Here is a 23,979-nt window from a genome sequence, read left to right as displayed (position 1 = left end):
CTGGTTTTTGTGCTTCGTGCTTGTGCTCAGCTCCAGCGTAAACGTGGAGTTTGTTGAATGATTGACGACCGAGTGATCCTTTTGGAAGCATCCCTTTGATCGCGAGTTCAAGCATACGCTCTGGGCGTTTTGCAAGAAGCTCTTTTGCAGTTTGTGATTTCAAACCGCCTGGATGACCTGAATGACGGTAGTAGATCTTGTCATTCAACTTGTTACCAGTTAAGTGAATTTTCTCAGCGTTGATGATGATGACGTGGTCTCCGCAATCAACGTGTGGTGTGAAAGTCGGCTTGTGCTTACCGCGAAGAAGTGATGCTACTTCACTAGTCAAACGACCAAGTGTTTTGCCTTCTGCGTCGATAAGGAGCCATTTGCGTTCTACTTCAGATGCTTTTGCCATGAATGTCGTGCGCATGTGGAATACCTCCTAAAATGTCTGTTCGCTTAATTTTTTACTGCTTGGGTGATGCTTTATCATAATCCTAGTTTACGGGGCTAAGATTGTGGTTCATCTCTCAATATTGAAAATGAAATGCCAATGAATATAATACGATTTTATAAGGGGAATGTCAATCTACTTTTTCATAATTCACATTCCATAAATAAAGGCCGTGCGGCGGAGCTGTAATTCCAGCAACCCGACGGTCTTTTTCCGCCAACATTCGCTCGATGTCCCGAGGCTCATACTTCCCTCGGCCCACTTCCAACACGGTGCCGACCATGATGCGGACTTGATTGTATAGGAACCCCGACCCGACGAACCGGAAGTACATCTCTTCCCCGGTTTCGACGAGCTCTGCCTCATAGATGGTCCGGACACGATCCTCGACTTCCGCCTTCGTCACGGAGAACGACGTGAAGTCATGCGTCCCGACCAAATGAGCGAGTGCTTGTCGCATCCGCTCGACGTCAAGCGGATATGTCACCGTCACGGCATGGTGCCGACGAAACGGATCCACGTCCTGGCGGATGACGTACCGATACTCCTTCCGCTTCGCCCCGTAACGGGCGTGAAATGACGTTTCGGTCTCTTCCGCCGAACAAGCATGGATGTCGTCCGGTAGCATCGCGTTCAACGCTTTGACGAACCGGTCCGCCGGCATTTGTAACTGCGTGTCAAAGTGGAGCACTTGGCCTTTCGCGTGAACACGTGCATCAGTGCGGCCTGAGGCGACGACTTTAACGCGTTGCCCATGCATCCGCGCTAGCACGGCCTCGACCTCGGCTTGAATCGTGTTGCCGTTCGGTTGTACTTGATAGCCTGCGTAGTTCGTCCCGTCATAAGCGATCGTCAATTTAATCCGTCTCATCCAATCCCTCGCAATCCTAATAAGATGAGTGTCAACACGACGAACGCGACGAGTAAGCCCGTATCACGGCGATGCCACGTCATCTCACGCCATCTTGTCCGTCCTTCCCCCCCACGATACCCGCGGGCCTCCATCGCCGTGGCGAGATCCTCAGCCCGTTTAAACGCCGATACGAATAACGGAATCATGAGTGGGACGACCGCCTTCAACCGGTCTTTAACGGGGCCGCTCTTCAAATCGACGCCGCGAGCTTGTTGGGCTTTCATGATGCGATCGGTCTCGTCGGCAAGCGTCGGCAAGAAACGAAGTGAGATGGACAACATGAGGGCGATCTCATGGGCCGGCACTTTGAACCGTTCGAGCGGACGGAGTCCGGCCTCGATCGAGTCGGTCAGTTCCATCGGTGTCGTCGTGAGCGTCACGAGCGTCGTCAGCATGACGAGATAGAAGAAACGGAGCGAGACGATCATCCCCATCCGAATCCCTTCCGAGTAAATCGCAAACGGCCCGATCGAAAGGAGCAACTGCCCGTCCCGATTGAAGAACAGTTGCAAGAACAGCGTGAAGATAATCAAGAACAGGATCATTCGTAAACCGTTCCACAGAAAACGCCACGACAGTTGGGACAGTTTGACGGCGAACAACGTGAACGCCAGCAAAAATACGTTCGTCCATAAGTTATCCGCCAAGAAGACAATCGGGATAAACAAGAGGACGAACAACGTCTTCGCCCGGGCGTCGAGCGAATGGAGCCACGAGTGTCCCGGGATATATTGCCCGATAATCAAACGGACCCCTCCTTCCGAAGATGCAGCGCAATCCAATCGGCAAGTTCCGCCTCGGTCCGTAATGCCGGCGGGATTGTCCCGAACGTCGGCTCGAACGCTTGGGCCATCCGGAGCACGTTCGGAACGTCGAGTTGTAACGACGTGACGAGCGCTTCATCACGGAATAAGTCGAACGGGTCCCCGTCGAAGGCGACAGCGCCGCGTTCCATCACGACGACACGCTCGGCATACGTCAAGACGTCGTCCATGTCGTGCGACACGAGAATGAGCGTCAAATCAAGTTCATGTTTTAAGCGTTTGAACAAACTGAGCATGTCGCGGCGCCCGAGCGGATCGAGTCCTGCTGTCGGCTCATCAACGACGAGGACGTCTGGACGGCTTGCAAGCACGCCTGCAATCGCCACACGACGCATCTGACCCCCAGACAAGTCAAATGGTGAACGGGTCCACAGCGACTCGTCTAGCCCGACGAGACGTAAGGCGGTATGGGCCCGTTCTTTCGCTTCGGCCTCGGTCGCGCCGAAGTTGCGCGGACCAAACATGACGTCGCGTTCGACCGTCTCTTCGAACAGCTGATGTTCGGGATATTGGAAGACGAGCCCAACGCGGCGCCGAAGCGGTAGTAAGCTTTCTTTTTTGTCACGACGTTTCGTGATGGCCCGGACTTCGATGTCATCGACGACGACACGCCCTTTCGTCGGGCGCAACAATCCGTTCAAATGTTGGACGAGTGTCGACTTCCCTGAGCCGGTATGGCCAAGAAACGCAACAAGCGCTCCCGACGGAATGGATACATTCACATCGCGCAGCGCGGTTCGTTCAAACGGAGTATTCAATTGGTACAAATAGGTCACTTCTTCAATGCTAATCGGCATAGATGATTCACCAACTCCGAATGTTGTAGCATCAGACGATCGAGTGGAATGCCGCGTTCCTTCAGTTCGAGTTGCATCCTGACGATGAACGGCACATCCAGTTGAATGGCACGTAATGCGTCCGGACGTTGAAACACGTCTTCAGGAGTGCCTGTCATGGCAATTTCGCCTTTTGACAGGGCAATGATACGGTCAGCAAACAACACTTCGTCGAGCTCGTGGGTAATGGCGACAACGGTCATCCCTTCCGAGACGAGCTGTCGTACCGTTTGTAACACCTCTTTGCGCCCAATCGGGTCGAGCATCGAGGTCGCTTCATCGAGCACGAGGACATGCGGGCGCATTGCGAGAGCCGAAGCAATCGCAACACGCTGCTTTTGTCCACCGGATAACTGATGCGGTTCACGGTCCGCTAGTTCCGATAATCCAACGCGCGCTAGACTGTCATCAATTCGACGAACCATTTCTTGACGTGGAAGTCCCATGTTTTCGAGAGAGAATGCCACATCATCGCGCACGGTCGCCCCGACAAACTGGTTGTCAGGATTTTGGAAGACGACACCGACCCGTTTCCGGACGTCCCACACGTCTGTGGCGTCCGTCGGATCGAGTGACTCTACCCGGACCTCTCCTTCTTGGGGAAGCAAAAGCCCGTTCCACAATTTCGTTAAAGTCGACTTGCCAGAACCGTTATGGCCGACGATGGCGAGCCATTCCCCTTTGTATACATCGAGCGACAACCCGTTAAGGGCAGGCTCGGTTTGTCCCGGGTAACGAAACACGATATCGCGTACCATAATTTGAGGTTCCATCTGACGACTCCTTTCCGATGTGGAAACAGGGCAATACGTCACCGCATGCCCTGTTGACTGCCTAATGAATTAGACGAGTTCGATGATTACAACTTCTGCACCGTCACCGCGGCGTGGGCCGACTTTCATGATGCGCGTGTATCCACCTTGACGTTCAGCGTAGCGTGGTGCCACGTCTTCGAACAATTTTTGGATTGCGTCTTTTTCTCCAGCGTTCTCTTTGCGAACGAATGAAGCAACTTGACGACGGGCATGAAGATCGCCACGTTTCCCAAGAGTGATCAATTTTTCAACGACTGGGCGAAGTTCTTTCGCTTTTTGTTCAGTTGTTTGAATGCGCTCGTTGATAATAAGGTCAGTTGCAAGATCACGCAAAAGTGCCTTACGTTGTGAGCTTGTACGGCCAAGTTTCGAATAAGCCATTACATTTCCCTCCTTCGGTTGAACTTAGTCTTCTTTACGCAAGCCCAAACCGAGCTCGTCCAACTTGAGTTGAACTTCTTCGAGTGATTTACGTCCGAGGTTACGGACTTTCATCATCTCTTCCTCTGATTTGTTTGCGAGTTCTTGAACAGTGTTGATGCCGGCGCGCTTCAAGCAGTTGTACGAACGAACTGAAAGATCGAGTTCTTCAATCGTCATTTCGAGTACTTTTTCTTTTTGGTCTTCTTCTTTCTCGACCATGATTTCTGCATTGAGAGCTTCGTCCGTCAAGCCAACAAAAATGTTCAAGTGTTCTGTCAAAATTTTCGCCCCGAGCGATACCGCTTCTTCCGGACGGATTGAACCATCTGTCCACACGTCTAATAGAAGCTTATCGAAGCTAGCGTCTTGACCGACACGTGTTTTATCTACTTCGTAGTTTACACGTTGAATCGGTGTGTAGATCGAATCGATTGGAATGACACCAATCGGCATATCATCACGTTTGTTGTCTTCTGCCTGGACGTAACCACGACCACGGCGAGCAGTCAAACGCATGCGAAGCGTCGCGTTGTCAGCGAGAGTCGCGATGTGGAGCTCAGGATTCAAGATTTCAACGTCGCTATCATGGGTAATGTCTGCCGCAGTGACAGCACCGGCACTTGAAACGTTAATCTCAAGCGTCTTCTCTTCGTCCGAGTACACTTTGAGCGCTAACTTCTTCAGGTTTAATACGATTTGTGTGACGTCTTCGACGACACCGTCAATCGTAGAGAACTCGTGAAGCACGCCATCGATTTGAACTGCCGTTACCGCTGCACCAGGAAGCGATGACAATAAAATTCGACGTAGTGAGTTACCAAGAGTCGTGCCATATCCACGTTCAAGCGGTTCGACTACGAATTTACCAAACGTAGCATCCTCGCTGATTTCGACCGTTTCGATCTTTGGTTTTTCAATCTCGATCATCTGAACCCCTCCTTGAGTGTATCCTGCCATGCAGTTTGCACTGCATTGTATATGCTGTCCGTGCTAGGAGTGCCCATCACACGCTCAAGCGATTATACGCGGCGACGTTTTGGAGGGCGGCAACCGTTGTGCGGAACTGGTGTTACGTCACGGATTGCAGTTACTTCAAGACCAGTAGCTTGGAGGGCACGGATAGCCGCTTCACGTCCAGCACCAGGACCTTTAACGTTAACTTCTACTGTACGCATACCGTTGTCCATTGCAACTTTCGCTGCAGTTTCAGCAGCCAATTGTGCTGCGAACGGAGTCGATTTACGTGATCCTTTAAATCCAAGGTTACCAGAAGTAGCCCATGAGATCGCGTTACCTTGCGTATCAGTGATTGTGATGATTGTGTTGTTGAATGTAGAACGGATGTGGACCACACCAGATTCAACATGTTTTTTAACTTTACGTTTAGAACGTACGTTTTGCTTACGTTTCGCCATTGTTCAATTCCCTCCTTTACTTCTTCTTGTTCGCTACTGTACGGCGTGGGCCTTTACGAGTACGCGAGTTGTTCTTCGTGTTTTGACCGCGAACAGGGAGACTACGACGGTGACGAACACCGCGATATGCGCCGATTTCGATCAAACGCTTAATGTTGAGTGAAACTTCACGACGAAGGTCACCTTCAACTTTGATTCCGTCAATTGCTTCACGGATGCGGTTGATTTCGTCCTCTGTCAAATCACGTGTGCGTGAATCTTCAGATACGTTTGCAGCCTTCAAAATTTCTTGTGCTCTTGTTTTACCAATACCAAAGATGTATGTGAGCGAAATAACGATACGTTTTTCGCGTGGAATATCTACACCAGCAATACGTGCCATGTGTGCACCTCCTCTTAGATTAACCTTGTTTTTGTTTGTGTTTCGGGTTTTCGCAAATTACCATTACTTTACCCTTACGACGAATAACTTTACATTTTTCGCAGATCGGTTTTACCGACGGTCTTACTTTCATGATTATACCCTCCTCCTGGAAAAATCGGAGTTACTTGTAACGGTACGTAATCCGCCCGCGAGTCAAGTCGTACGGAGACAACTCGACAGTTACGCGGTCACCTGGAAGGATTCGAATGTAGTGCATCCGAATTTTCCCTGAGACGTGCGCGAGCACCGTGTGGCCGTTTTCTAACTCCACTTTAAACATTGCGTTTGGAAGTGGTTCGACAACAGTGCCTTCCACTTCAATGACATCTTGTTTCGCCATCATTTATTCCCCTTTCTATATGAAGATATTTAGGAGCACAGACGATCTATCGCATTGTACTGTGAGAGAAGGATCCGTAACGGATCAGCACGAAGCAATAGAGCCTCATTCACCGGAATCGAGTTTCGTTAAAATCTCGTATCCATCGTCTGTGATGGCGATGGTGTGCTCAAAGTGGGCGCACATGCTACCGTCCACTGTCACAACTGTCCAGTTGTCAGCCAGTGTTCGAACATAGCGTTGACCAGCGTTCACCATCGGTTCGATAGCTAACGTCATTCCAGTCTTCAGGCGTGGCCCTTTCCCCGGTGGACCATAGTGTGGGATTTGCGGTTCTTCATGCAAATTTTGACCGACACCATGACCGACGTATTCGCGGACGACAGAAAAATCGTGTGCCTCGACATACGCTTGAATCGCATGCGAGATATCCGTTAATCGCTGTCCAGCCTTGGCGTGCTCCAATCCTTTATACAGACTTTCTTCGGTTACGTCAAGTAACCGCTGCGTCTCGTCCGAGATTGTTCCGACTGGATAAGTCCAGGCAGAGTCTCCATGGTATCCGTTGTAATGGGCACCGATGTCGATGGAGATGATATCTCCGTCGTTCAATACCCGTTCCCCCGGAATGCCATGAACAAGCTCTTCATTCACCGACGCACAAACGCTACCGGTAAACCCGTTGTAACCTTTGAACGAAGGTGTTGCACCTTGGCTGCGAATATAATCTTCCGCAATCCGGTCGAGCTCAAGCGTTGTAATTCCTGGTTTGATGTGCTGTTTAAGCACCTGGTGCGTTCGAGCAACAATTTGCCCAGCCTCACGCATAATCGCAATTTCACGAGGCGTCTTCGTGATGATCATTCAGTATCACCGAGTAACGCTTTGACATCGGCGTAAACGACATCGATTGGACGATCTCCATCCAATGTACGAAGATACCCTTTTTCAGCGTAAAAGTCAATGAGTGGTTTCGATTGCTCGACGTTGACGTCAAGGCGACGGCGAACCGTTTCCTCTTTATCGTCTTCACGTTGCATGAGAGCCGACCCATCCACATCACAAATCCCTTCCACTTTTGGTGGGTTGAAGATGACGTGATATGTCGCACCACACGTCGGGCAGATCCAACGACCTGTCAAACGCGGGACGAGAATTTCCGCATCCACATCGATGTTCACGACATGGTCAATCTGTTTTCCCAAATCTTTAAGCAAACTTTCGAGTGCCTCTGCTTGAGCAACAGTACGCGGGAATCCATCGAGTAGGAAGCCGTTCTTCGTGTCATCTTGACTTAAGCGCTCACGTACGATTCCGATTGTAACCTCATCCGGTACGAGTTCGCCTTTATCCATGAACGATTTTGCTTCTTTGCCGAGTGGCGTTCCGCCTTTGATTGCCGCACGAAACATGTCGCCTGTCGAAATGTGTGGGATTTGGTACTCTTCGACGATTTTCGCCGCTTGAGTCCCTTTCCCTGCACCCGGTAAGCCCATGAGTACTAGATTCATCTCAGTTAGCCTCCAGTTTTGTTTTTCACGAACTAGTCGTAACACGACAGGAAGGAAGGGTTTACCCTTCCTTCCGCTTTAACGGATAAAGCCTTTGTAGTGTCGTTTTACGAGTTGGCTTTCGATTTGTTTCATCGTCTCGAGGGCTACCCCGATGACGATCAACAAGCTCGTTCCTCCGATTTGCACCGAAGTTGGGAGACCGGCAAGCTTAATGAAGATTGTCGGCATGATCGCGACGACCGATAAGAAGATCGCCCCGAAGAACGTCAATCGATAAAGCAACTTCGTGATGTACTGTTCTGTTTGCGCCCCAGGACGAATCCCAGGGATATAACCACCTTGCTTCTGCAAGTTTTCTGCCATCTGTTCCGGGTTAACCTGAACGAATGTATAGAAGTAAGCGAACGCGATGATGAGCGCTACATAGATGGACATTCCAATCGGAGCTGTCGTATCGAAGTAGGTCTGCAACTTCTGCGTCGTTTCAGGAGAAGCAATGAAGCTTGCAACAGTTGGCGGTGTCACCATGAAGGAAATCGCGAAGATAACCGGGATAACACCAGCCGCGTTTAGCTTGATTGGCAAGTGCGTTGACTGACCGCCCACAGGGGTGCGGTTCGCCGTACGCTTCGCATATTGAATCGGAATTTTGCGTGCCGCTTGTTGAACATAAATGATCCCAACCGTCACAGCCAAAATAACGAGTGCCAATACAACCAAGTAAACAACGTTAATGAATAACGCGTCTCCAGCATTTTGGAGCTTCGTCTCATAAATCTGCGTGAAGATTCTTGGGAACCCAGCGACGATACCGGCGAAGATAATGATGGAAATACCATTCCCAACACCTCTCTCCGTCGTCATCTCACCTAAGAACATCAAGAACGCTGTACCTGCAGTGAGTACAATCGCGATCACAAAGTAGGTAGCCGTTCCCCACGTCTCATTGACGAGACCTGGGTAGAGGCGGTTGAATCCGAACGACAATGATGTCGCTTGAATAAATCCTAAGATGATCGTCCCATAGCGCGTGACCGTCGCTAACTTCTTACGACCCGCCTCTCCTTGTTTTGCCCATTCGGCAAACTTCGGAACGACATCCATCTGTAAGAGTTGTACGACGATCGATGCCGTAATGTACGGCATGATCCCCATTGCGAACAGGGAGAAGTTCTGTAAAGCATTTCCTCCAAACAAGTTCAGGAAGTCGAGAAGACCACCTGAGTCAAAACGCAACACATCCGTATTCACCATCGGCACCGGGATATGGGCCCCGATGCGGAAAATGATGATGATTGCGAGTGTGAAGAGAATACGCTGTCGAATATCTTTCACGCGCCACATATTGGAGATCGTCTGAAACATCAGATCACCTCAACTGAACCGCCAGCTGCTTCGATCGCTTCTTTCGCTGCACCCGAGAATTTGTTGGCTTTTACAGTCAATTTCGTTTCAAGCTTGCCGTTAGCAAGTACTTTGATCCCGTCTTTAGCAGAGCTGACAACACCAGTCTCGATTAAGAGTTCTGGAGTTACTTCAGTACCTGCCTCGAAACGGTTAAGCGTGTCTAGGGATACAACTGCGTACTCTTTACGAGTCGGGTTGTTGAAACCGCGTTTTGGAAGACGACGGTAGAGTGGGTTTTGCCCACCTTCAAATCCTGGACGAACGCCACCGCCCGAACGAGCTTTTTGACCTTTGTGTCCACGGCCAGAAGTTTTACCGTTACCAGTCGCCATACCGCGACCGACACGGTTGCGTTCGTGACGTGAACCTGGAGTTGGCTTCAATTCATGGAGTTTCATAGTGGCACCTCCTTATTTAATAAGATCTTTTGATTATTCGTTGATTTCTTTTACAGTCACAAGGTGCGACACTTTTTTGACCATACCGCGCATCGCGACGTTGTCAGGGACAACGACTGTCTGATGCATTTTGCGAAGACCAAGTGTACGTACTGTTACACGCTGATCCTCAGGACGGCCAATAATGCTGCGTGTGAGGGTGATTGCGAGTTTCGCCATGTCTAGTTCCCTCCCTTATTTAAGAAGTTCTTCTACGCTTTTACCGCGTAGTTTAGCAACTTCCTCTGCTTTTTTAAGCTCTGTCAAGCCTTGTACCGTCGCGCGGACGATGTTGATTGGTGTGTTCGAACCTAACGATTTCGAAAGGATGTCACCTACACCTGCAAGTTCGAGTACGGCACGAACCGGACCACCTGCGATAACCCCAGTACCTTCAGAAGCTGGTTTCATGAATACACGACCTGCTCCGAATACTCCTGTGATTTCGTGTGGAATCGTTGTACCGACCATTGGTACTTTAACCATGTTTTTCTTAGCGGCTTCAATAGCCTTGCGGATCGCTTCTGGCACCTCTTGTGCCTTACCTGTACCGAAACCGACGTGACCATTTTTGTCACCTACGACGACGAGAGCGGCGAAACGGAAGCGACGGCCACCTTTCACGACTTTCGCGACGCGGTTTACGGTAACAACGCGTTCTTCGAGTTGTTCCATGTTAACGTCTAACTGGCGCATCGAGTGTCCCCTCCTTTTTATTAGAATTTAAGACCTGCTTCACGAGCTGCTTCAGCAACAGCTTTGACGCGGCCATGATAGAGGTATCCACCACGGTCGAACACAACTGTGTCGATACCTTTCTCGAGTGCACGTTCAGCAGCAAGTTTACCGACAGCTTTCGCTGCTTCAACGTTACCACCGTTTGTAAGATCGAGAGCTTTATCTTTCGAAGATGCTGACACAAGCGTTGTTTGTGACGCGTCATCGATGAGTTGTACGTAAATGTGTTTGCTTGAGCGGAAGACGTTCAAACGTGGACGAACTGCTGTCCCCGAGATCGTACGACGTACACGAGCATGACGCTTTTTACGAACTGCATTTTTATCTGCTTTTGTGATCATTTATGCCACTCCTTTCCGTTCATTTCGTGACGAATTACTTACCAGTCTTACCTTCTTTACGGCGAATACGTTCATCAGAGTAACGAACACCTTTACCTTTGTAAGGTTCTGGAGCACGGTACGAGCGGATTTGAGCAGCAACGTGACCGACGCGCTCTTTGTTAATCCCTTTTACGATGATTTGCGTGTTTGAAGGTACTTCGATCTCGATACCTTCTTCAGCAACGTACTCGATTGGGTGCGAGTAACCGAGGCTGAGGACGAGTTTGTTCCCTTGCTTAGCAGCACGGTAACCAACCCCTGAGATCTCAAGTGTTTTCTGGAATCCGTTAGACACACCTTCCACCATGTTGGCGATAAGGGCACGTGTCGTACCGTGGATCGTACGGTTCTCTTTCGAGTCATCCGGACGAACGACAGTCAATTCGTTCTCTTCAACTTTGATTTCCAATGCTGGGTTAGCTGAAAGCGAAAGTTCACCTTTAGCACCTTTTACTGTGACCGTGTTGTCTTCTGCAACCGTGACAGTAACGCCAGCTGGAATCGTAACTGGTTTTTTACCAATACGTGACATTGATTACACCTCCGTTCTTGTTAGAAAAGTGACTTACCAGATGTAGGCGATCACTTCGCCGCCGACTTGTTGTTGGCGAGCTTCTTTATCAGTCATAAGACCTTTTGATGTCGAAAGAACTGCGATACCGAGTCCTCCGAGTACTTTTGGTACTTCATCTGCTTTTGCATATACGCGAAGACCTGGTTTCGAAATACGTTTGAGACCAGTGATAACACGTTCGTTGCTTGCTCCATATTTAAGGAAAAGACGAAGTGTACCTTGTTTAGCGTCCTCGATATATTCAACATCGCGAATGAAACCTTCACGCTTGAGGATCTCTGCAACCTCACGTTTGATGTTCGAAGCTGGAAGCTCCAATTTTTCATGGCGAACCATGTTAGCGTTACGGATACGTGTAAGCATATCTGCAATTGGGTCTGTCATTACCATGCGATGTACCTCCTTTCACACTTTAGTGGATTACCAGCTTGCTTTTTTAACACCAGGGATTTGACCTTTGTATGCAAGATCACGGAACTTGATACGGCTGATCCCGAATTTACCCATGTAACCATGTGGACGACCTGTGATGCTGCAACGGTTGTGCAAGCGAACAGGTGACGAGTTACGTGGCAATTTGCTGAGTCCGATATAATCGCCTTCAGCTTTAAGCTTCGCACGTTTTTCAGCGTACTGGGCAACGAGTTTCTCGCGTTTGATTTCGCGATTCACCATTGACTTTTTAGCCATGTTGTCGACCTCCCTTTAGATTATTTTTGGAATGGCATTCCGAGAAGTGTGAGCAATTCACGAGCTTCTTCGTCTGTGTTCGCTGTTGTAACAACAACGATGTCCATACCGCGTACTTTAGATACTTTATCGTAATCGATCTCAGGGAAAATAAGTTGCTCTTTCACGCCAAGCGTGTAGTTACCGCGTCCGTCGAATGCTTTCTTCGATACACCGCGGAAGTCACGTACACGTGGAAGTGAAACAGTTACCAATTTGTCGAGGAAATCGTACATGCGCTCGCCGCGAAGTGTTACTTTCGCTCCGATTGGCATGCCTTCACGAAGTTTGAAACCAGCGATTGATTTCTTAGCCTTCGTTACGAGTGGTTTTTGACCAGAAAGAATTGATAATTCTTCCACTGCCATATCAAGTGCTTTCGAGTTCGAAACAGCGTCACCTACACCCATGTTGATGACGATCTTGTCGACCTTCGGTACTTGCATGACTGAGTCATAGTTGAATTTATCCATCATCGCTTTCACGATGTCGCTTTTATACTTCTCTTGCAAACGGTTCATAGTCGAATGGACCTCCTTTCGTCACGTTCTTCTTATTTATCGAGTACTTCGCCCGATTTCGCGACACGAACTTTTTTACCATCGACTACTTTGAAACCAACACGAGTTGGTTTGCCCGTTTTCGGGTCGAGTGGCATGACGTTCGAGACGTGAATTGGTGCTTCGATTTCAAGGATACCGCCTTGTGGATTCGCTTGTGATGGTTTCGAGTGTTTTTTAATCACGTTGATACCTTCTACGACTACGCGGTTCTTGCTTGGCATCGCTTTGAGGATAACCCCTTGCTTGCCTTTATCTTTACCAGACATTACCTGGACTGTATCGCCTTTTTTAACATGCATCGTTTGCGCACCTCCTTATAGGATTGAAATTGGAAATTAAAGTACTTCCGGTGCCAACGAAACGATCTTCATGAATTCTTTTTCACGAAGTTCACGTGCAACTGGCCCGAAGATCCGTGTGCCGCGTGGGCTCTTGTCATCTTTGATGATGACTGCTGCGTTCTCATCGAAACGGATGTACGAACCATCTTTACGACGAGCGCCGCGTTTTGTACGAACGACAACTGCTCTGACAACGTCACCTTTTTTAACAACGCCACCTGGTGTTGCTTGTTTTACCGTCGCGACGATGATGTCACCGATGTTTGCAGTCTTACGACCTGAACCACCGAGGACTTTAATTGTCAACAGTTCACGCGCGCCAGAGTTGTCTGCTACTTTCAAGCGAGATTCTTGTTGAATCATGCGAGTGTACCTCCCTCCGGATGTTTATAGATCCGAACTGTTATTAGATGATTACTGATTCTTCAATTACTGTTACGAGACGGAAACGTTTGTCTTTCGAAAGTGGACGTGTTTCCGCGATGCGTACGATATCGCCAACTTTAGCGACATTGTTCTCATCATGCGCTTTAAATTTCTTCGTGTAGTTTACACGCTTACCATAAAGCTTATGACGTACTTTTGTTTCAACTGCAACGACGATCGTTTTGTCCATTTTGTCAGACACGACGCGTCCAGTGAGCACTTTACGCTGATTGCGTTCCATGAGTGTTACCTCCTCTTCAAGAATCCGATTAGATTAGCCGTTGTTGATGCCGAGTTCGCGTTCACGAAGAATCGTTTTAGCACGCGCAATCGACTTGCGTACTTCACGGATACGAGCAGGATTCTCAAGCTGACCTGTAGCTAATTGGAAACGAAGGTTAAAGAGTTCTTCTTTCCACTCGCCGACTTTACCGTTGAGCTCTTCAGTTGTTGATTGACGGAGATCAGTTGCTTTCATTCGTATCACCACCATTTTCTTCACGTTTCACGAACTTACATTTAACTGGAAGTTTGTGCGATGCAAGACGAAGTGCCTCACGTGCCACTTCCTCAGATACACCTGCGATTTCGAACATTACTTTGCCAGGCTTAACTACAGCTACCCAGCCTTCTGGAGCACCTTTACCCGAACCCATTCGGACTTCGAGAGGCTTTTTCGTGTATGGTTTGTGTGGGAAGATCTTGATCCACACTTTACCACCACGTTTCATATAACGTGTCATTGCGATACGTGCTGATTCGATTTGACGGTTTGTGATCCAGCTCGCTTCGAGAGCTTGGAGACCGAATTCACCGAAATGTACTGTTGTGCCGCGTTTTGCATTCCCGCGCATTTTACCACGGTGTACACGACGATATTTCACGCGTTTAGGTAACAACATAGTGTGTTGCCTCCTTCCTGAAAGAGTGTTTATTATTCAGCGTTTTTCGCTGTGTTGTTTTTTGTTGGAAGAACTTCACCATGGTACAACCAGACTTTAATTCCGATTTTACCGTAAGTTGTGTCTGCTTCAGCTGTTCCGTAGTCGATATCGGCACGGAGTGTGTGAAGTGGAACTGTTCCTTCCGAGTACTTCTCTGAACGAGCGATGTCAGCGCCACCAAGACGACCAGAAACTTCTGTTTTGATCCCTTTGATGCCAGTGCGCATCGAACGTTGAATTGATTGCTTCATTGCACGACGGAAAGATACGCGACCTTCCAATTGACGAGCGATGTTTTCAGCAACGAGTTTTGCAACAGCGTCCGCGTTTTTCACTTCAACAACGTTGATGTGAACACGTTTGCCTTCTGCAAGTTTCGTGATGTTTTTACGGAGTGACTCGATTTCCGAACCACCTTTACCGATAACCATACCTGGTTTCGCAGTGTGAAGCGAAATGTTTACGCGGTTTGCAGCGCGCTCGATTTCTACTTTAGAAACACTAGCATCCTTCATTTTGTTTTCGATATATTCACGAATAACGAAGTCTTCATGAAGGAGATCTGCGTAGTCTTTCTCAGCGTACCAACGCGAATCCCAGTCTTTGATAATACCAACGCGAAGACCGTGCGGATTTACCTTTTGACCCACTACATATCCCTCCTTATTTTTCAGTTACCACGATGTGGATGTGGCTTGTGCGTTTGTTAATACGGCTTGCGCGACCCATCGCACGTGGGCGGAAGCGTTTGAGTGTTGGACCTTCGTTAACAAATGCTTCTGTAACGACAAGGTTCTCAATGTTCATATCGTAGTTGTGCTCTGCGTTAGCAATTGCCGACTTCAATACTTTTTCAACAACTGGCGACGCTGCCTTGTTCGTGTGAGCAAGGACAGAGAGCGCTTCGCCGACTTGTTTCCCGCGAATTAAGTCTACAACGAGACGTGCTTTGCGAGGAGCAAGACGGACCATATTAGCTGATGCTTTAGCTTGCATGGATTTGACCTCCCCTCAAATTACCGTTTCGTTTTCTTGTCTGATCCGTGACCTTTGTACGTGCGTGTTGGAGCGAACTCACCAAGTTTGTGACCAACCATGTCTTCTGTCACGAATACTGGTACGTGTTTGCGACCATCGTGTACACCGAACGTGTGACCCATGAATTCTGGGAAGATCGTCGAGCGACGTGACCAAGTTTTAATAACCTGCTTCTCACCAGATTCGTTGAGTTTGTCAACTTTAGCGAGCAAGTGGTGATCTGCGAATGGACCTTTTTTCAAGCTGCGACCCATGATAGAACCTCCCTTTGGAATGATTCGGGAACGGCCCTTTCGAACCGCCCGAGAATCATGTAGTGATTATTTCTTACGGCGACGGAGAATGTACATGTCGCTCGATTTGTTTTTCTTACGTGTTTTAAGACCAAGAGCTGGTTTACCCCAAGGAGTAAGTGGGCCCGAACGACCGATTGGCGCACGACCTTCACCACCACCGTGTGGGTGATCAACCGGGTTCATGACAGAACCACGTACTGTTGGGCGTTTGCCTAACCAACGTGAACGTCCTGCTTTACCGATGTTAACGAGTTCGTGTTCTTCGTTACCAACTGAACCGACTGTCGCGCGGCAAGTGCCGAGGAACAAGCGTGATTCACCTGATTGAAGACGAACGATGACGTACTTGCCGTCACGTCCTTGGATTTGTGCCGATGCACCAGCCGCACGAACAAGCTGACCGCCTTTACCAGGCTTAAGCTCGATGTTGTGGACAGTAGTACCGACAGGGATGTTTGCGAGTGGCAACGCGTTCCCTACTTTGATGTCCGCTTCTGGGCCAGCCATGATTTCCATGCCTACTTTGATCCCTTTAGGAGCGAGGATGTAACGTTTCTCACCATCTGCATAGTTGATGAGGGCGATGTTCGCTGAACGGTTTGGATCGTACTCGATCGTTGCTACGCGTCCGACGATGCCATCTTTGTTACGTTTGAAATCGATGATACGGTATTTACGTTTGTGTCCGCCACCTTGGTGACGTACAGTCAAACGACCTTGGTTGTTACGTCCGCCTTTTTTCGAAAGCTTTTCAGTTAACGATTTTTCAGGGCGATTCGTAGTGATCTCTGCAAAGTCGAGAGATGTCATGTTACGGCGACCGTTAGTGGTCGGCTTAAACTTTTTAATTGCCATCGAGGATTCCCTCCTTTTCTTGTAAAGTAATCAATTAACCGAGGAAGTCGATTGTGTTGCCTTCAGCAAGAGTTACGATCGCTTTCTTACGACGCGATGTGTAACCAGAGTGACGACCGACACGTTTCGCTTTCGGTTTCATGTTCATTGTGTTTACCGAAGCAACTTTCACGTTGAAGATTGTTTCGATAGCGTGTTTCACTTGCGATTTAGTCGCTTTAACTTCGATCTCGAAAACGTATTTGTTAGCTTCCATGAGGCTAACTGAACGCTCAGTGATGATCGGGCGTTTGATGATATCGTATGCTTGAGCCATTATGCAAGCACCTCCTCTACCTTCGCAACCGCATCTTTAGTGAAGATGACTTTGTCGTTAGCAACGAGGTCAAGAACGTTCACGCCTGCTGCTTCGATCACAGTCACTCCTGGGATGTTACGAGCTGCGAGAGCGATAGTCTCATTGTAGTCCGCTGTGACTACGAGAGCCTTACGTTCTACTGAAAGGCTGTTAAGTACAGCAGCCATATCTTTTGTTTTTGGTGCATCGAAAGCAAGGCCTTCGAGGACGATCATTTCGTTGTTTTGTACTTTAGTCGACAAAGCCGAGAGAAGTGCAAGACGACGAACTTTCTTAGGAAGCTTGTAAGAGTATGAACGTGGAGTTGGACCGAAGACTGTTCCACCACCAACCCATTGTGGTGAGCGGATCGAACCTTGGCGCGCACGACCAGTTCCCTTTTGTTTCCATGGTTTACGGCCGCCACCGCGTACTTCCGAGCGACCTTTCGTATCGTGAGTACCTTGACGGCGTGATGCTTGTTGCATGACGATCGCGTCATAAAGTACTGAATCGTTTGGCTCGATACCGAAGATGGCTTCTGCCAATTCGATTTCGCCAACTTGTGAACCTGTTTGGTTAAGCAAAGCTACTTTAGGCATTCGTAATTCCTCCTTTCCGTGCAGTTAATTAGTTACCTTTTACCGCTGTTTTGATGATGACGTTCGACTTGCGAGCGCCTGGGATTGCGCCTTTAACGAGTACAAGGCCGCGTTCCACGTCAACTTTAACAACTTCAAGGTTTTGAATCGTTTTACGCTCGCCGCCCATTTGACCAGGAAGAAGTTTCCCTTTGAATACGCGGTTAGGAGCTACAGGACCCATCGAACCAGGACGACGGTGGTAGCGCGAACCGTGAGCCATTGGTCCACGTGATTGTCCGTGACGCTTGATCGCACCTTGGAATCCTTTACCTTTTGAAGTACCTGTAACGTCTACTAATTCACCTGCAGCGAAAATGTCCGCCTTGATCTCTTGACCGATTTCGTATCCTTCTACTGAAGTACGAATCTCTTTGATGAAGCGCTTAGGTGTCGCGTTTGCTTTCGCAGCGTGACCTTTTGCCGGTTTGTTTTGACGTGATTCTTTCACGTCGCTGAAACCGAGTTGGACTGCTTCGTAACCGTCCGTTTCAACTGTTTTAAGTTGAAGCACAACGTTTCCTTCGACAGCAACTACTGTTACTGGTACGACTTCGCCTGCTTCGTTGAAGATTTGAGTCATACCGAGTTTTGTTCCTAAGATTCCTTTAGCCATGAGATACACCTCCTGTTTAATAATTATTGTCTCTTCTGGCTAGTATCTACTATATGAAGAATTAAAGTTTGATTTCGATGTCAACACCTGATGGTAATTCGAGGCGCATAAGCGCATCAACCGTTTTTGGTGTTGGGTTGACGATGTCGATCAAGCGTTTGTGTGTACGCATCTCGAACTGCTCACGAGCATCTTTGTACTTGTGAACCGCACGAAGAATCGTGTAGATCGATTTGTCAGTTGGAAGCGGGATTGGTCCCGAAACCTTTGCACCTGAACGCTTCGCAGTTTCAACGATTTTCTCAGCTGATTGATCGAGAACGCGATGGTCGTATGCTTTTAAACGAATACGGATTTTTTCATTTGCCATGTAAGTTTCCCTCCTTTGTCGCCTATTTTAAAAATAGACAGTTCTCCGCGGAAATTTCCACACCGGCCATGGCAAAGCTGCCTGGCGTGTCATAACCTCCCGCTTCATCGCAGCGTGCTTGTGTCTGCAGAGGCATCCGATCATTGCAAATCAACGATTGGACCCGTTTTCTGCTGTAAAGTCTCTCACCACTCGCACAAACACTTAATCATTATATCGAATCCGCAAATGAATTGCAAGATTTGATTTTTTTGAACGCGCCGGATGTCTGATTAGTTATTCAACGTTCACTAATGTAACAAGATTCCGAGCCATTTGCAAGCTATTTTCTTTCTTTTGTTGAACTATTTTCGAAACGAACTCCTGTGTCAACTCGACCTAGCGTTTCATTTCATCTTGAAACCGCGTCATCACCTGCTCGACAATCGAATCCGGGGCCCGCAAGAGGCACTTTCGAACAATCGCCTTATCGAATGCATGATCGTGGAAATACGCCTTGATACGGTCGACTTTATCCGTTCGCTCCATGACCGTGTAAAGCACGGCCCACTCCTCGAGATGCATCCAGCCGTTCACGGGCTCGACGTATGGATGTGTATAGATGCCGTCCGTGCACTTCATCCGAAACGACGCCATCACATCGACCTCCACCCCTTCAACTTCATACTCACCAAAGTACGTTGTTAAATAATCGGCATGCGGTTTTGAATCACGCTTTTCCCCAACTCGACTGAGCACGTTATCAAGTCGCTCAAATTGATCGGGTTCTACAAAAATATCGAAATCATTTGCCACGTCGATGAGTCCATGATGTTTCAGTAACGTCGAACCCCCGATGCGGCATTCGATTCCGTTCAATCGGCACAGCGTCTCTAGTTTCTCTTTCATCATCATCGCTCCTTTGATTCCATATGTGCTATCTTACCATGACGCCACCTAAACAAAAAAAGCGATCCGCAAATGCGGACCGCTTTGAACATCGATTACTCGATGATTTGTGTTACAGAACCAGCACCTACAGTACGGCCACCCTCACGGATTGAGAAACGTGTTCCGTCTTCGATCGCGATTGTAGAAATCAATTCGATCGTCAACTCGATGTTGTCTCCTGGCATTACCATTTCAGTACCTTCTGGAAGGTGAACGATACCTGTTACGTCAGTTGTACGGAAGTAGAACTGCGGACGGTAGTTCGCGAAGAATGGCGTGTGACGGCCACCCTCTTCTTTAGAAAGAACGTAGATTGAAGCTTTGAACTTCGAGTGTGGCGTGATTGAACCTGGCTTAGCGAGTACTTGTCCACGCTCGATGTCGTCGCGTGATACACCACGGAGAAGTGCACCGATGTTGTCGCCAGCTTCAGCGTAGTCGAGAAGCTTACGGAACATCTCTACACCAGTACATACAGTTTTCTTCGTTTCTTCTGTAAGACCAACGATTTCAACTTCGTCGTTGACGCGGAGAACACCACGCTCAACACGACCAGTCGCTACAGTACCGCGACCAGTGATTGAGAATACGTCCTCAACTGGCATCATGAAGTCTTTGTCCGTGTCACGAACTGGCTCAGGGATGTACTCATCAACAGCGTTCATGAGTTCCATGATTTTTTCTTCCCACTGAGCTTCGCCGTTAAGCGCGCCAAGTGCTGAACCTTTGATTACTGGAAGGTCGTCGCCTGGGAAGTCGTACTCAGAAAGAAGTTCACGGATTTCCATTTCAACGAGCTCGAGGAGTTCTTCGTCGTCAACCATGTCAACTTTGTTCATGAATACGACGATGAAAGGAACACCTACTTGACGTGAAAGAAGGATGTGCTCACGTGTTTGTGGCATTGGGCCATCTGTTGCAGAAACAACGAGGATCGCGCCGTCCATTTGTGCAGCACCAGTGATCATGTTTTTAACATAGTCAGCGTGACCTGGGCAGTCAACGTGTGCATAGTGGCGTTTCTCAGTTTCGTACTCGATGTGAGCTGTTGCGATTGTGATACCGCGCTCGCGCTCTTCAGGAGCACCATCGATTTGGTCAAACTTCGTAGCAGTCTTACCTTGTGCTTTTGAAAGTACAGCAGAGATTGCTGCAGTCAAAGTAGTTTTACCGTGGTCGACGTGGCCGATTGTACCAACGTTAACGTGCGGTTTAGAACGGTCGAATTTTTCTTTACCCATTCTAGATTCCTCCTCTATTAGACAATTAGTTTTTATTTAACTAGGAAGACGTAGGCTACTTTTAACATACGTCCTCCTTAGCTTACAACAATCAATTCAGCGTTACAACCGTTATTAGCCGTTCGCTTTTTTGATGATTTCTTCAGCAATTGACTTCGGTACTTCTTCGTAGTGGTCGAAGTGCATCGAGTACGTTCCGCGTCCTTGTGTACGTGAACGAAGTGACGTTGCATATCCGAACATTTCCGAAAGTGGAACCATCGCCTTAACGACTTGTGCGTTACCGCGTGCTTCCATACCTTCTACGCGTCCACGGCGTGACGTGACGTCACCCATGATGTCTCCCAAGTATTCTTCTGGGATAACAACTTCAACACGCATCATTGGCTCAAGGATAACAGCTTTCGCTTGTTCCTTAAGTTGTTTAACCGCCATCGAAGCAGCAACTTTAAACGCCATCTCGTTCGAGTCGACATCGTGGTACGATCCGAAGACGAGGGCAGCTTTAACGTCAACTACTGGGTAGCCAGCGAGGATACCGTTTTCGAGAGCTTCTTCAATCCCGTTTTGAACAGCTGGGACGTATTCACGTGGGACAACACCACCGACGATCTTGTTCTCGAATGCGAATCCAGCGCCTTCTTCGTTCGGCTCGAATTCTACGACAACGTGACCGTACTGACCGCGTCCACCCGATTGACGTACGAATTTCGAATCGATCTTCGCAGCGCCACGGATTGTCTCACGGTAAGCAACTTGTGGTGCACCAACGTTTGCTTCTACTTTGAATTCGCGACGCATACGGTCAACGAGGATATCAAGGTGAAGCTCACCCATACCAGAGATGATCGTTTGACCTGTCTCTTGGTTTGTTTCAGTGCGGAATGTTGGATCCTCTTCTGCGAGTTTCGCGAGGGCTTGACCCATCTTGTCTTGGTCAGCTTTCGATTTAGGCTCGATTGCGACCGAGATAACCGGTTCTGGGAATGTCATTGACTCGAGAACGACGTTGTCTTTCTCTGAGCAAAGCGTATCACCAGTCGTTGTATCTTTAAGACCAACAGCTGCGGCGATGTCACCAGCGTATACCATTGGAATTTCTTCACGGCTGTTCGCGTGCATTTGAAGGATACGACCGAGACGCTCACGCTTCCCTTTAGTCGAGTTCTTCACATACGAACCAGCTTGTGCTGTACCAGAGTACACACGGAAGAATGTCAATTTACCGACGTAAGGGTCAGTCATGACTTTGAATGCGAGTGCCGAGAACGGCGCTTCATCCGAAGGTTCACGCGTGATTTCTTCTTCTGTATCGAGGTTAACCCCTTTGATTGACTCAACATCAACTGGTGATGGGAGGTAATCAACAACTGCGTCCAACATCAATTGAACACCTTTGTTTTTGAAGGCCGAACCAACGAGTACAGGGTAGAATTCTACGCTGAGTGTTGCTTTACGAATACCAGCTTTGAGTTCTTCGATTGAGATCTCTTCGCCTTCGAGGTATTTCATCATCAACTCTTCGTTGTAGTCCGCGACCGCTTCGATCAATTGACCGCGAAGTTCTTCAGCTTGGTCAGCCATGTCAGCTGGGAAGCCTTCGATTACTTCGATGTCTGTACCGAGGTCGTTCGAGTACATGTACGTCTTCATTTCGACGAGGTCAACGATTCCTTTGAATTCGTCTTCCGCACCGATTGGAAGTTGGATTGGGTGTGCATTGGCTTGAAGACGCTCGTGAAGTGTTTTCACCGAGTACAAGAAGTCCGCACCGATCTTATCCATCTTGTTGACGAATACGACACGTGGAACACCGTAAGTCGTCGCTTGACGCCATACAGTTTCTGTTTGTGGTTCAACACCTGATTGTGCATCAAGTACTGCTACTGCGCCATCAAGTACACGAAGTGAACGCTCAACTTCAACTGTGAAGTCTACGTGTCCAGGTGTATCGATGATGTTTACACGGTGGCCATTCCACTGTGCAGTTGTCGCTGCAGAAGTGATCGTGATTCCACGCTCTTGCTCCTGCTCCATCCAGTCCATTTGTGAAGCTCCTTCATGAGTTTCACCAATTTTGTGGATACGACCTGTATAATAAAGAATACGTTCAGTCGTTGTCGTTTTACCGGCATCGATGTGAGCCATGATCCCGATGTTACGAGTATTCTTTAGGGAGAATTCTCTTGCCATACTGGGTATTCTCCTTCCGCATGTGTTTTTCGTGTGCTGGCACACGATATGATTATACCCGAAAGCCACTCCATTAAGCCACCGCTTGGTGACGTGGAGTGGACTTTACGTTTAAATTACCAACGATAGTGAGCAAACGCTTTGTTCGCTTCTGCCATCTTATGCATGTCTTCGCGTTTCTTAACTGAAGCACCAGTGTTATTGGCTGCATCCATGATTTCGTTCGCGATACGTTGCTCCATCGTCTTCTCGTTGCGGAGACGAGCGTAGTTCACGAGGTAACGAAGACCAAGTGTCGTACGGCGCTCTGGACGAACTTCAACAGGAACTTGGTAGTTTGCTCCACCAACACGGCGAGCTTTAACTTCAAGTACAGGCATGATGTTGTTCATTGCTTCTTCGAACACTTCCATAGGCTCTTTGCCTGAGCGTTCAGCGATGAGGCCAAATGCGTTGTAAATGATAGTTTGAGCTGTACCTTTTTTACCGTCTAACATGACACGGTTAATGAGGCGAGTTACCAATTTCGAGTTGTAGATCGGATCTGCGATAACGTCACGACGTTCTGCACGGTTTTTACGCATCCGAGTACCCTCCTTTCAAAATTTCAGTAGTTGTAGTTTTAGTAAGCGAGAATTACTTCTTCGCAGCTTTCGGACGTTTCGTACCGTATTTAGAACGGCCTTGCATACGTCCGTCAACACCTGCAGTGTCAAGCGCACCACGAACGATGTGGTAACGTACCCCTGGTAAGTCTTTTACACGTCCTCCACGGATAAGAACAACGCTGTGCTCTTGAAGGTTGTGGCCAATACCTGGGATGTACGCAGTCACTTCGATTTGGTTCGTCAAGCGAACACGAGCATACTTACGTAACGCCGAGTTCGGTTTCTTCGGAGTCATTGTACCAACACGTGTACAAACACCACGTTTTTGTGGCGAGTTCACGTTTGTTTGTGACTTGATGAAACTGTTGT

General features: G+C 48.4%; 40 protein-coding genes. All 40 read right to left on the bottom strand.

From position 1 onward, the window contains the following. On the bottom strand, window positions 1-415 hold a 415-nt coding region (rplM, locus tag DI14_RS00985; RefSeq protein ID WP_034804069.1), incomplete at its 3' end, for a 50S ribosomal protein L13. Window positions 416-569: 154 nt separating this feature from the next. Next, window positions 570-1,310: a tRNA pseudouridine(38-40) synthase TruA gene (truA, locus tag DI14_RS00980; protein WP_034804067.1), complete on the bottom strand. Its 741-nt coding sequence runs from the start codon at window positions 1,308-1,310 to the stop codon at window positions 570-572. Continuing rightward, complete coding sequence (locus DI14_RS00975; RefSeq protein WP_034804065.1) at window positions 1,307-2,098, bottom strand: energy-coupling factor transporter transmembrane protein EcfT; 792 nt, start codon at window positions 2,096-2,098, stop codon at window positions 1,307-1,309. The genes truA and DI14_RS00975 overlap by 4 nt, the downstream gene beginning before the upstream one ends. Then, complete coding sequence (locus DI14_RS00970; RefSeq protein ID WP_034804062.1) at window positions 2,095-2,973, bottom strand: energy-coupling factor transporter ATPase; 879 nt, start codon at window positions 2,971-2,973, stop codon at window positions 2,095-2,097. Before DI14_RS00970 ends, DI14_RS00975 begins: the two co-directional genes overlap by 4 nt. After that, window positions 2,949-3,785, bottom strand: coding sequence for an energy-coupling factor transporter ATPase (locus tag DI14_RS00965; protein ID WP_034804059.1), 837 nt, complete (start codon window positions 3,783-3,785; stop codon window positions 2,949-2,951). The genes DI14_RS00970 and DI14_RS00965 overlap by 25 nt, the downstream gene beginning before the upstream one ends. Window positions 3,786-3,854: 69 nt before the next feature. Further along, window positions 3,855-4,208 carry a 50S ribosomal protein L17 gene (rplQ, locus tag DI14_RS00960; RefSeq protein ID WP_012727650.1) on the bottom strand — a complete coding sequence of 118 codons (354 nt, stop codon included), beginning with the start codon at window positions 4,206-4,208 and terminating at the stop codon, window positions 3,855-3,857. A gap of 24 nt (window positions 4,209-4,232) precedes the next feature. Further along, the gene (locus tag DI14_RS00955) at window positions 4,233-5,177 is read right to left on the bottom strand and encodes a DNA-directed RNA polymerase subunit alpha (protein ID WP_021066625.1); all 945 of its coding nucleotides are present in this window, start codon (window positions 5,175-5,177) and stop codon (window positions 4,233-4,235) included. 92 nt (window positions 5,178-5,269) lie between these two features. Next, window positions 5,270-5,665: a 30S ribosomal protein S11 gene (rpsK, locus tag DI14_RS00950; protein ID WP_034804056.1), complete on the bottom strand. Its 396-nt coding sequence runs from the start codon at window positions 5,663-5,665 to the stop codon at window positions 5,270-5,272. A gap of 16 nt (window positions 5,666-5,681) precedes the next feature. Then, entirely contained in the window at window positions 5,682-6,047 is a 366-nt protein-coding gene (gene rpsM, locus DI14_RS00945) for a 30S ribosomal protein S13 (protein WP_024372197.1), read from the bottom strand. 19 nt (window positions 6,048-6,066) lie between these two features. Then, the gene (gene rpmJ / locus DI14_RS00940; protein WP_003156543.1) at window positions 6,067-6,180 is read right to left on the bottom strand and encodes a 50S ribosomal protein L36; all 114 of its coding nucleotides are present in this window, start codon (window positions 6,178-6,180) and stop codon (window positions 6,067-6,069) included. A gap of 30 nt (window positions 6,181-6,210) precedes the next feature. Then, a complete protein-coding gene (gene infA / locus DI14_RS00935) occupies window positions 6,211-6,429 on the bottom strand; it encodes a translation initiation factor IF-1 (protein ID WP_021066622.1) in 219 nt (72 codons plus the stop codon). A 105-nt stretch (window positions 6,430-6,534) separates the two neighbouring features. Further along, on the bottom strand, window positions 6,535-7,293 hold the full coding sequence (gene map, locus DI14_RS00930) for a type I methionyl aminopeptidase (protein ID WP_034804052.1): 759 nt from the start codon (window positions 7,291-7,293) through the stop codon (window positions 6,535-6,537). Next, on the bottom strand, window positions 7,290-7,940 hold the full coding sequence (locus tag DI14_RS00925; protein ID WP_034804049.1) for an adenylate kinase: 651 nt from the start codon (window positions 7,938-7,940) through the stop codon (window positions 7,290-7,292). Before DI14_RS00925 ends, map begins: the two co-directional genes overlap by 4 nt. A 78-nt stretch (window positions 7,941-8,018) precedes the next feature. After that, window positions 8,019-9,308, bottom strand: a complete 1,290-nt coding sequence (gene secY, locus DI14_RS00920; protein ID WP_034804046.1) for a preprotein translocase subunit SecY — start codon at window positions 9,306-9,308, stop codon at window positions 8,019-8,021. Beyond that, window positions 9,308-9,748 (bottom strand): 50S ribosomal protein L15, encoded by a 441-nt coding sequence (rplO, locus tag DI14_RS00915; protein WP_021066618.1) that lies wholly within the window; start codon window positions 9,746-9,748, stop codon window positions 9,308-9,310. The genes secY and rplO overlap by 1 nt, the downstream gene beginning before the upstream one ends. 33 nt (window positions 9,749-9,781) lie before the next feature. Next, window positions 9,782-9,967: a 50S ribosomal protein L30 gene (rpmD, locus tag DI14_RS00910; RefSeq protein WP_024372193.1), complete on the bottom strand. Its 186-nt coding sequence runs from the start codon at window positions 9,965-9,967 to the stop codon at window positions 9,782-9,784. Between the two features lie 15 nt (window positions 9,968-9,982). Then, a complete protein-coding gene (rpsE, locus tag DI14_RS00905) occupies window positions 9,983-10,483 on the bottom strand; it encodes a 30S ribosomal protein S5 (protein ID WP_034804043.1) in 501 nt (166 codons plus the stop codon). A gap of 20 nt (window positions 10,484-10,503) precedes the next feature. Further along, window positions 10,504-10,866 (bottom strand): 50S ribosomal protein L18, encoded by a 363-nt coding sequence (gene rplR, locus DI14_RS00900; protein WP_034804040.1) that lies wholly within the window; start codon window positions 10,864-10,866, stop codon window positions 10,504-10,506. A gap of 34 nt (window positions 10,867-10,900) precedes the next feature. Next, the gene (gene rplF / locus DI14_RS00895) at window positions 10,901-11,440 is read right to left on the bottom strand and encodes a 50S ribosomal protein L6 (RefSeq protein WP_024372191.1); all 540 of its coding nucleotides are present in this window, start codon (window positions 11,438-11,440) and stop codon (window positions 10,901-10,903) included. 33 nt (window positions 11,441-11,473) lie between these two features. Beyond that, a complete protein-coding gene (gene rpsH, locus DI14_RS00890) occupies window positions 11,474-11,872 on the bottom strand; it encodes a 30S ribosomal protein S8 (protein WP_034804038.1) in 399 nt (132 codons plus the stop codon). A gap of 30 nt (window positions 11,873-11,902) precedes the next feature. Further along, entirely contained in the window at window positions 11,903-12,172 is a 270-nt protein-coding gene (gene rpsN / locus DI14_RS00885) for a 30S ribosomal protein S14 (protein ID WP_034804036.1), read from the bottom strand. Between the two features lie 20 nt (window positions 12,173-12,192). After that, a complete protein-coding gene (rplE, locus tag DI14_RS00880) occupies window positions 12,193-12,732 on the bottom strand; it encodes a 50S ribosomal protein L5 (RefSeq protein WP_024372189.1) in 540 nt (179 codons plus the stop codon). Window positions 12,733-12,764: 32 nt separating this feature from the next. Further along, window positions 12,765-13,073 (bottom strand): 50S ribosomal protein L24, encoded by a 309-nt coding sequence (rplX, locus tag DI14_RS00875; protein ID WP_021066612.1) that lies wholly within the window; start codon window positions 13,071-13,073, stop codon window positions 12,765-12,767. A gap of 36 nt (window positions 13,074-13,109) precedes the next feature. Further along, the gene (gene rplN / locus DI14_RS00870) at window positions 13,110-13,478 is read right to left on the bottom strand and encodes a 50S ribosomal protein L14 (RefSeq protein WP_012727667.1); all 369 of its coding nucleotides are present in this window, start codon (window positions 13,476-13,478) and stop codon (window positions 13,110-13,112) included. 43 nt (window positions 13,479-13,521) lie between these two features. Beyond that, complete coding sequence (gene rpsQ, locus DI14_RS00865; protein WP_034804034.1) at window positions 13,522-13,782, bottom strand: 30S ribosomal protein S17; 261 nt, start codon at window positions 13,780-13,782, stop codon at window positions 13,522-13,524. A 33-nt stretch (window positions 13,783-13,815) separates the two neighbouring features. Beyond that, window positions 13,816-14,019: a 50S ribosomal protein L29 gene (rpmC, locus tag DI14_RS00860; RefSeq protein WP_012727669.1), complete on the bottom strand. Its 204-nt coding sequence runs from the start codon at window positions 14,017-14,019 to the stop codon at window positions 13,816-13,818. Beyond that, window positions 14,006-14,443, bottom strand: a complete 438-nt coding sequence (gene rplP, locus DI14_RS00855; protein WP_012727670.1) for a 50S ribosomal protein L16 — start codon at window positions 14,441-14,443, stop codon at window positions 14,006-14,008. The genes rpmC and rplP overlap by 14 nt, the downstream gene beginning before the upstream one ends. 32 nt (window positions 14,444-14,475) lie before the next feature. After that, window positions 14,476-15,135 (bottom strand): 30S ribosomal protein S3, encoded by a 660-nt coding sequence (gene rpsC / locus DI14_RS00850; protein ID WP_024372187.1) that lies wholly within the window; start codon window positions 15,133-15,135, stop codon window positions 14,476-14,478. 13 nt (window positions 15,136-15,148) lie between these two features. Next, window positions 15,149-15,481: a 50S ribosomal protein L22 gene (gene rplV, locus DI14_RS00845; protein ID WP_024372186.1), complete on the bottom strand. Its 333-nt coding sequence runs from the start codon at window positions 15,479-15,481 to the stop codon at window positions 15,149-15,151. Between the two features lie 20 nt (window positions 15,482-15,501). Beyond that, the gene (rpsS, locus tag DI14_RS00840) at window positions 15,502-15,777 is read right to left on the bottom strand and encodes a 30S ribosomal protein S19 (protein WP_012727673.1); all 276 of its coding nucleotides are present in this window, start codon (window positions 15,775-15,777) and stop codon (window positions 15,502-15,504) included. A gap of 66 nt (window positions 15,778-15,843) precedes the next feature. After that, the gene (gene rplB / locus DI14_RS00835) at window positions 15,844-16,674 is read right to left on the bottom strand and encodes a 50S ribosomal protein L2 (RefSeq protein ID WP_034804025.1); all 831 of its coding nucleotides are present in this window, start codon (window positions 16,672-16,674) and stop codon (window positions 15,844-15,846) included. Between the two features lie 34 nt (window positions 16,675-16,708). Next, window positions 16,709-16,990, bottom strand: coding sequence for a 50S ribosomal protein L23 (gene rplW, locus DI14_RS00830; RefSeq protein ID WP_024372184.1), 282 nt, complete (start codon window positions 16,988-16,990; stop codon window positions 16,709-16,711). Beyond that, window positions 16,990-17,613, bottom strand: coding sequence for a 50S ribosomal protein L4 (rplD, locus tag DI14_RS00825; RefSeq protein ID WP_034804023.1), 624 nt, complete (start codon window positions 17,611-17,613; stop codon window positions 16,990-16,992). Before rplD ends, rplW begins: the two co-directional genes overlap by 1 nt. 28 nt (window positions 17,614-17,641) lie before the next feature. Beyond that, window positions 17,642-18,268 carry a 50S ribosomal protein L3 gene (gene rplC, locus DI14_RS00820; RefSeq protein WP_024372182.1) on the bottom strand — a complete coding sequence of 209 codons (627 nt, stop codon included), beginning with the start codon at window positions 18,266-18,268 and terminating at the stop codon, window positions 17,642-17,644. Between the two features lie 61 nt (window positions 18,269-18,329). After that, on the bottom strand, window positions 18,330-18,638 hold the full coding sequence (rpsJ, locus tag DI14_RS00815) for a 30S ribosomal protein S10 (RefSeq protein WP_016508894.1): 309 nt from the start codon (window positions 18,636-18,638) through the stop codon (window positions 18,330-18,332). 378 nt (window positions 18,639-19,016) lie between these two features. After that, window positions 19,017-19,526 carry a hypothetical protein gene (locus tag DI14_RS00810; protein WP_034804021.1) on the bottom strand — a complete coding sequence of 170 codons (510 nt, stop codon included), beginning with the start codon at window positions 19,524-19,526 and terminating at the stop codon, window positions 19,017-19,019. 95 nt (window positions 19,527-19,621) lie between these two features. Beyond that, a complete protein-coding gene (gene tuf / locus DI14_RS00805; protein ID WP_034804018.1) occupies window positions 19,622-20,809 on the bottom strand; it encodes an elongation factor Tu in 1,188 nt (395 codons plus the stop codon). Window positions 20,810-20,923: 114 nt separating this feature from the next. Further along, a complete protein-coding gene (fusA, locus tag DI14_RS00800; RefSeq protein ID WP_034804017.1) occupies window positions 20,924-23,002 on the bottom strand; it encodes an elongation factor G in 2,079 nt (692 codons plus the stop codon). Between the two features lie 116 nt (window positions 23,003-23,118). Further along, window positions 23,119-23,586 (bottom strand): 30S ribosomal protein S7, encoded by a 468-nt coding sequence (rpsG, locus tag DI14_RS00795; RefSeq protein WP_021066600.1) that lies wholly within the window; start codon window positions 23,584-23,586, stop codon window positions 23,119-23,121. A gap of 52 nt (window positions 23,587-23,638) precedes the next feature. After that, window positions 23,639-23,979, bottom strand: a 341-nt coding sequence (gene rpsL / locus DI14_RS00790; protein ID WP_034804015.1) for a 30S ribosomal protein S12, incomplete at its 5' end; no start/stop codon positions are given.

The organism is Exiguobacterium sp. AB2, assembly GCF_000696055.1.
Taxonomy (GTDB): Bacteria; Bacillota; Bacilli; order Exiguobacteriales; family Exiguobacteriaceae; genus Exiguobacterium; species Exiguobacterium alkaliphilum.
The sequence above is the reverse complement of the archived record's forward strand: the minus strand, read 5'-3'. Positions and strand labels throughout refer to the sequence as shown.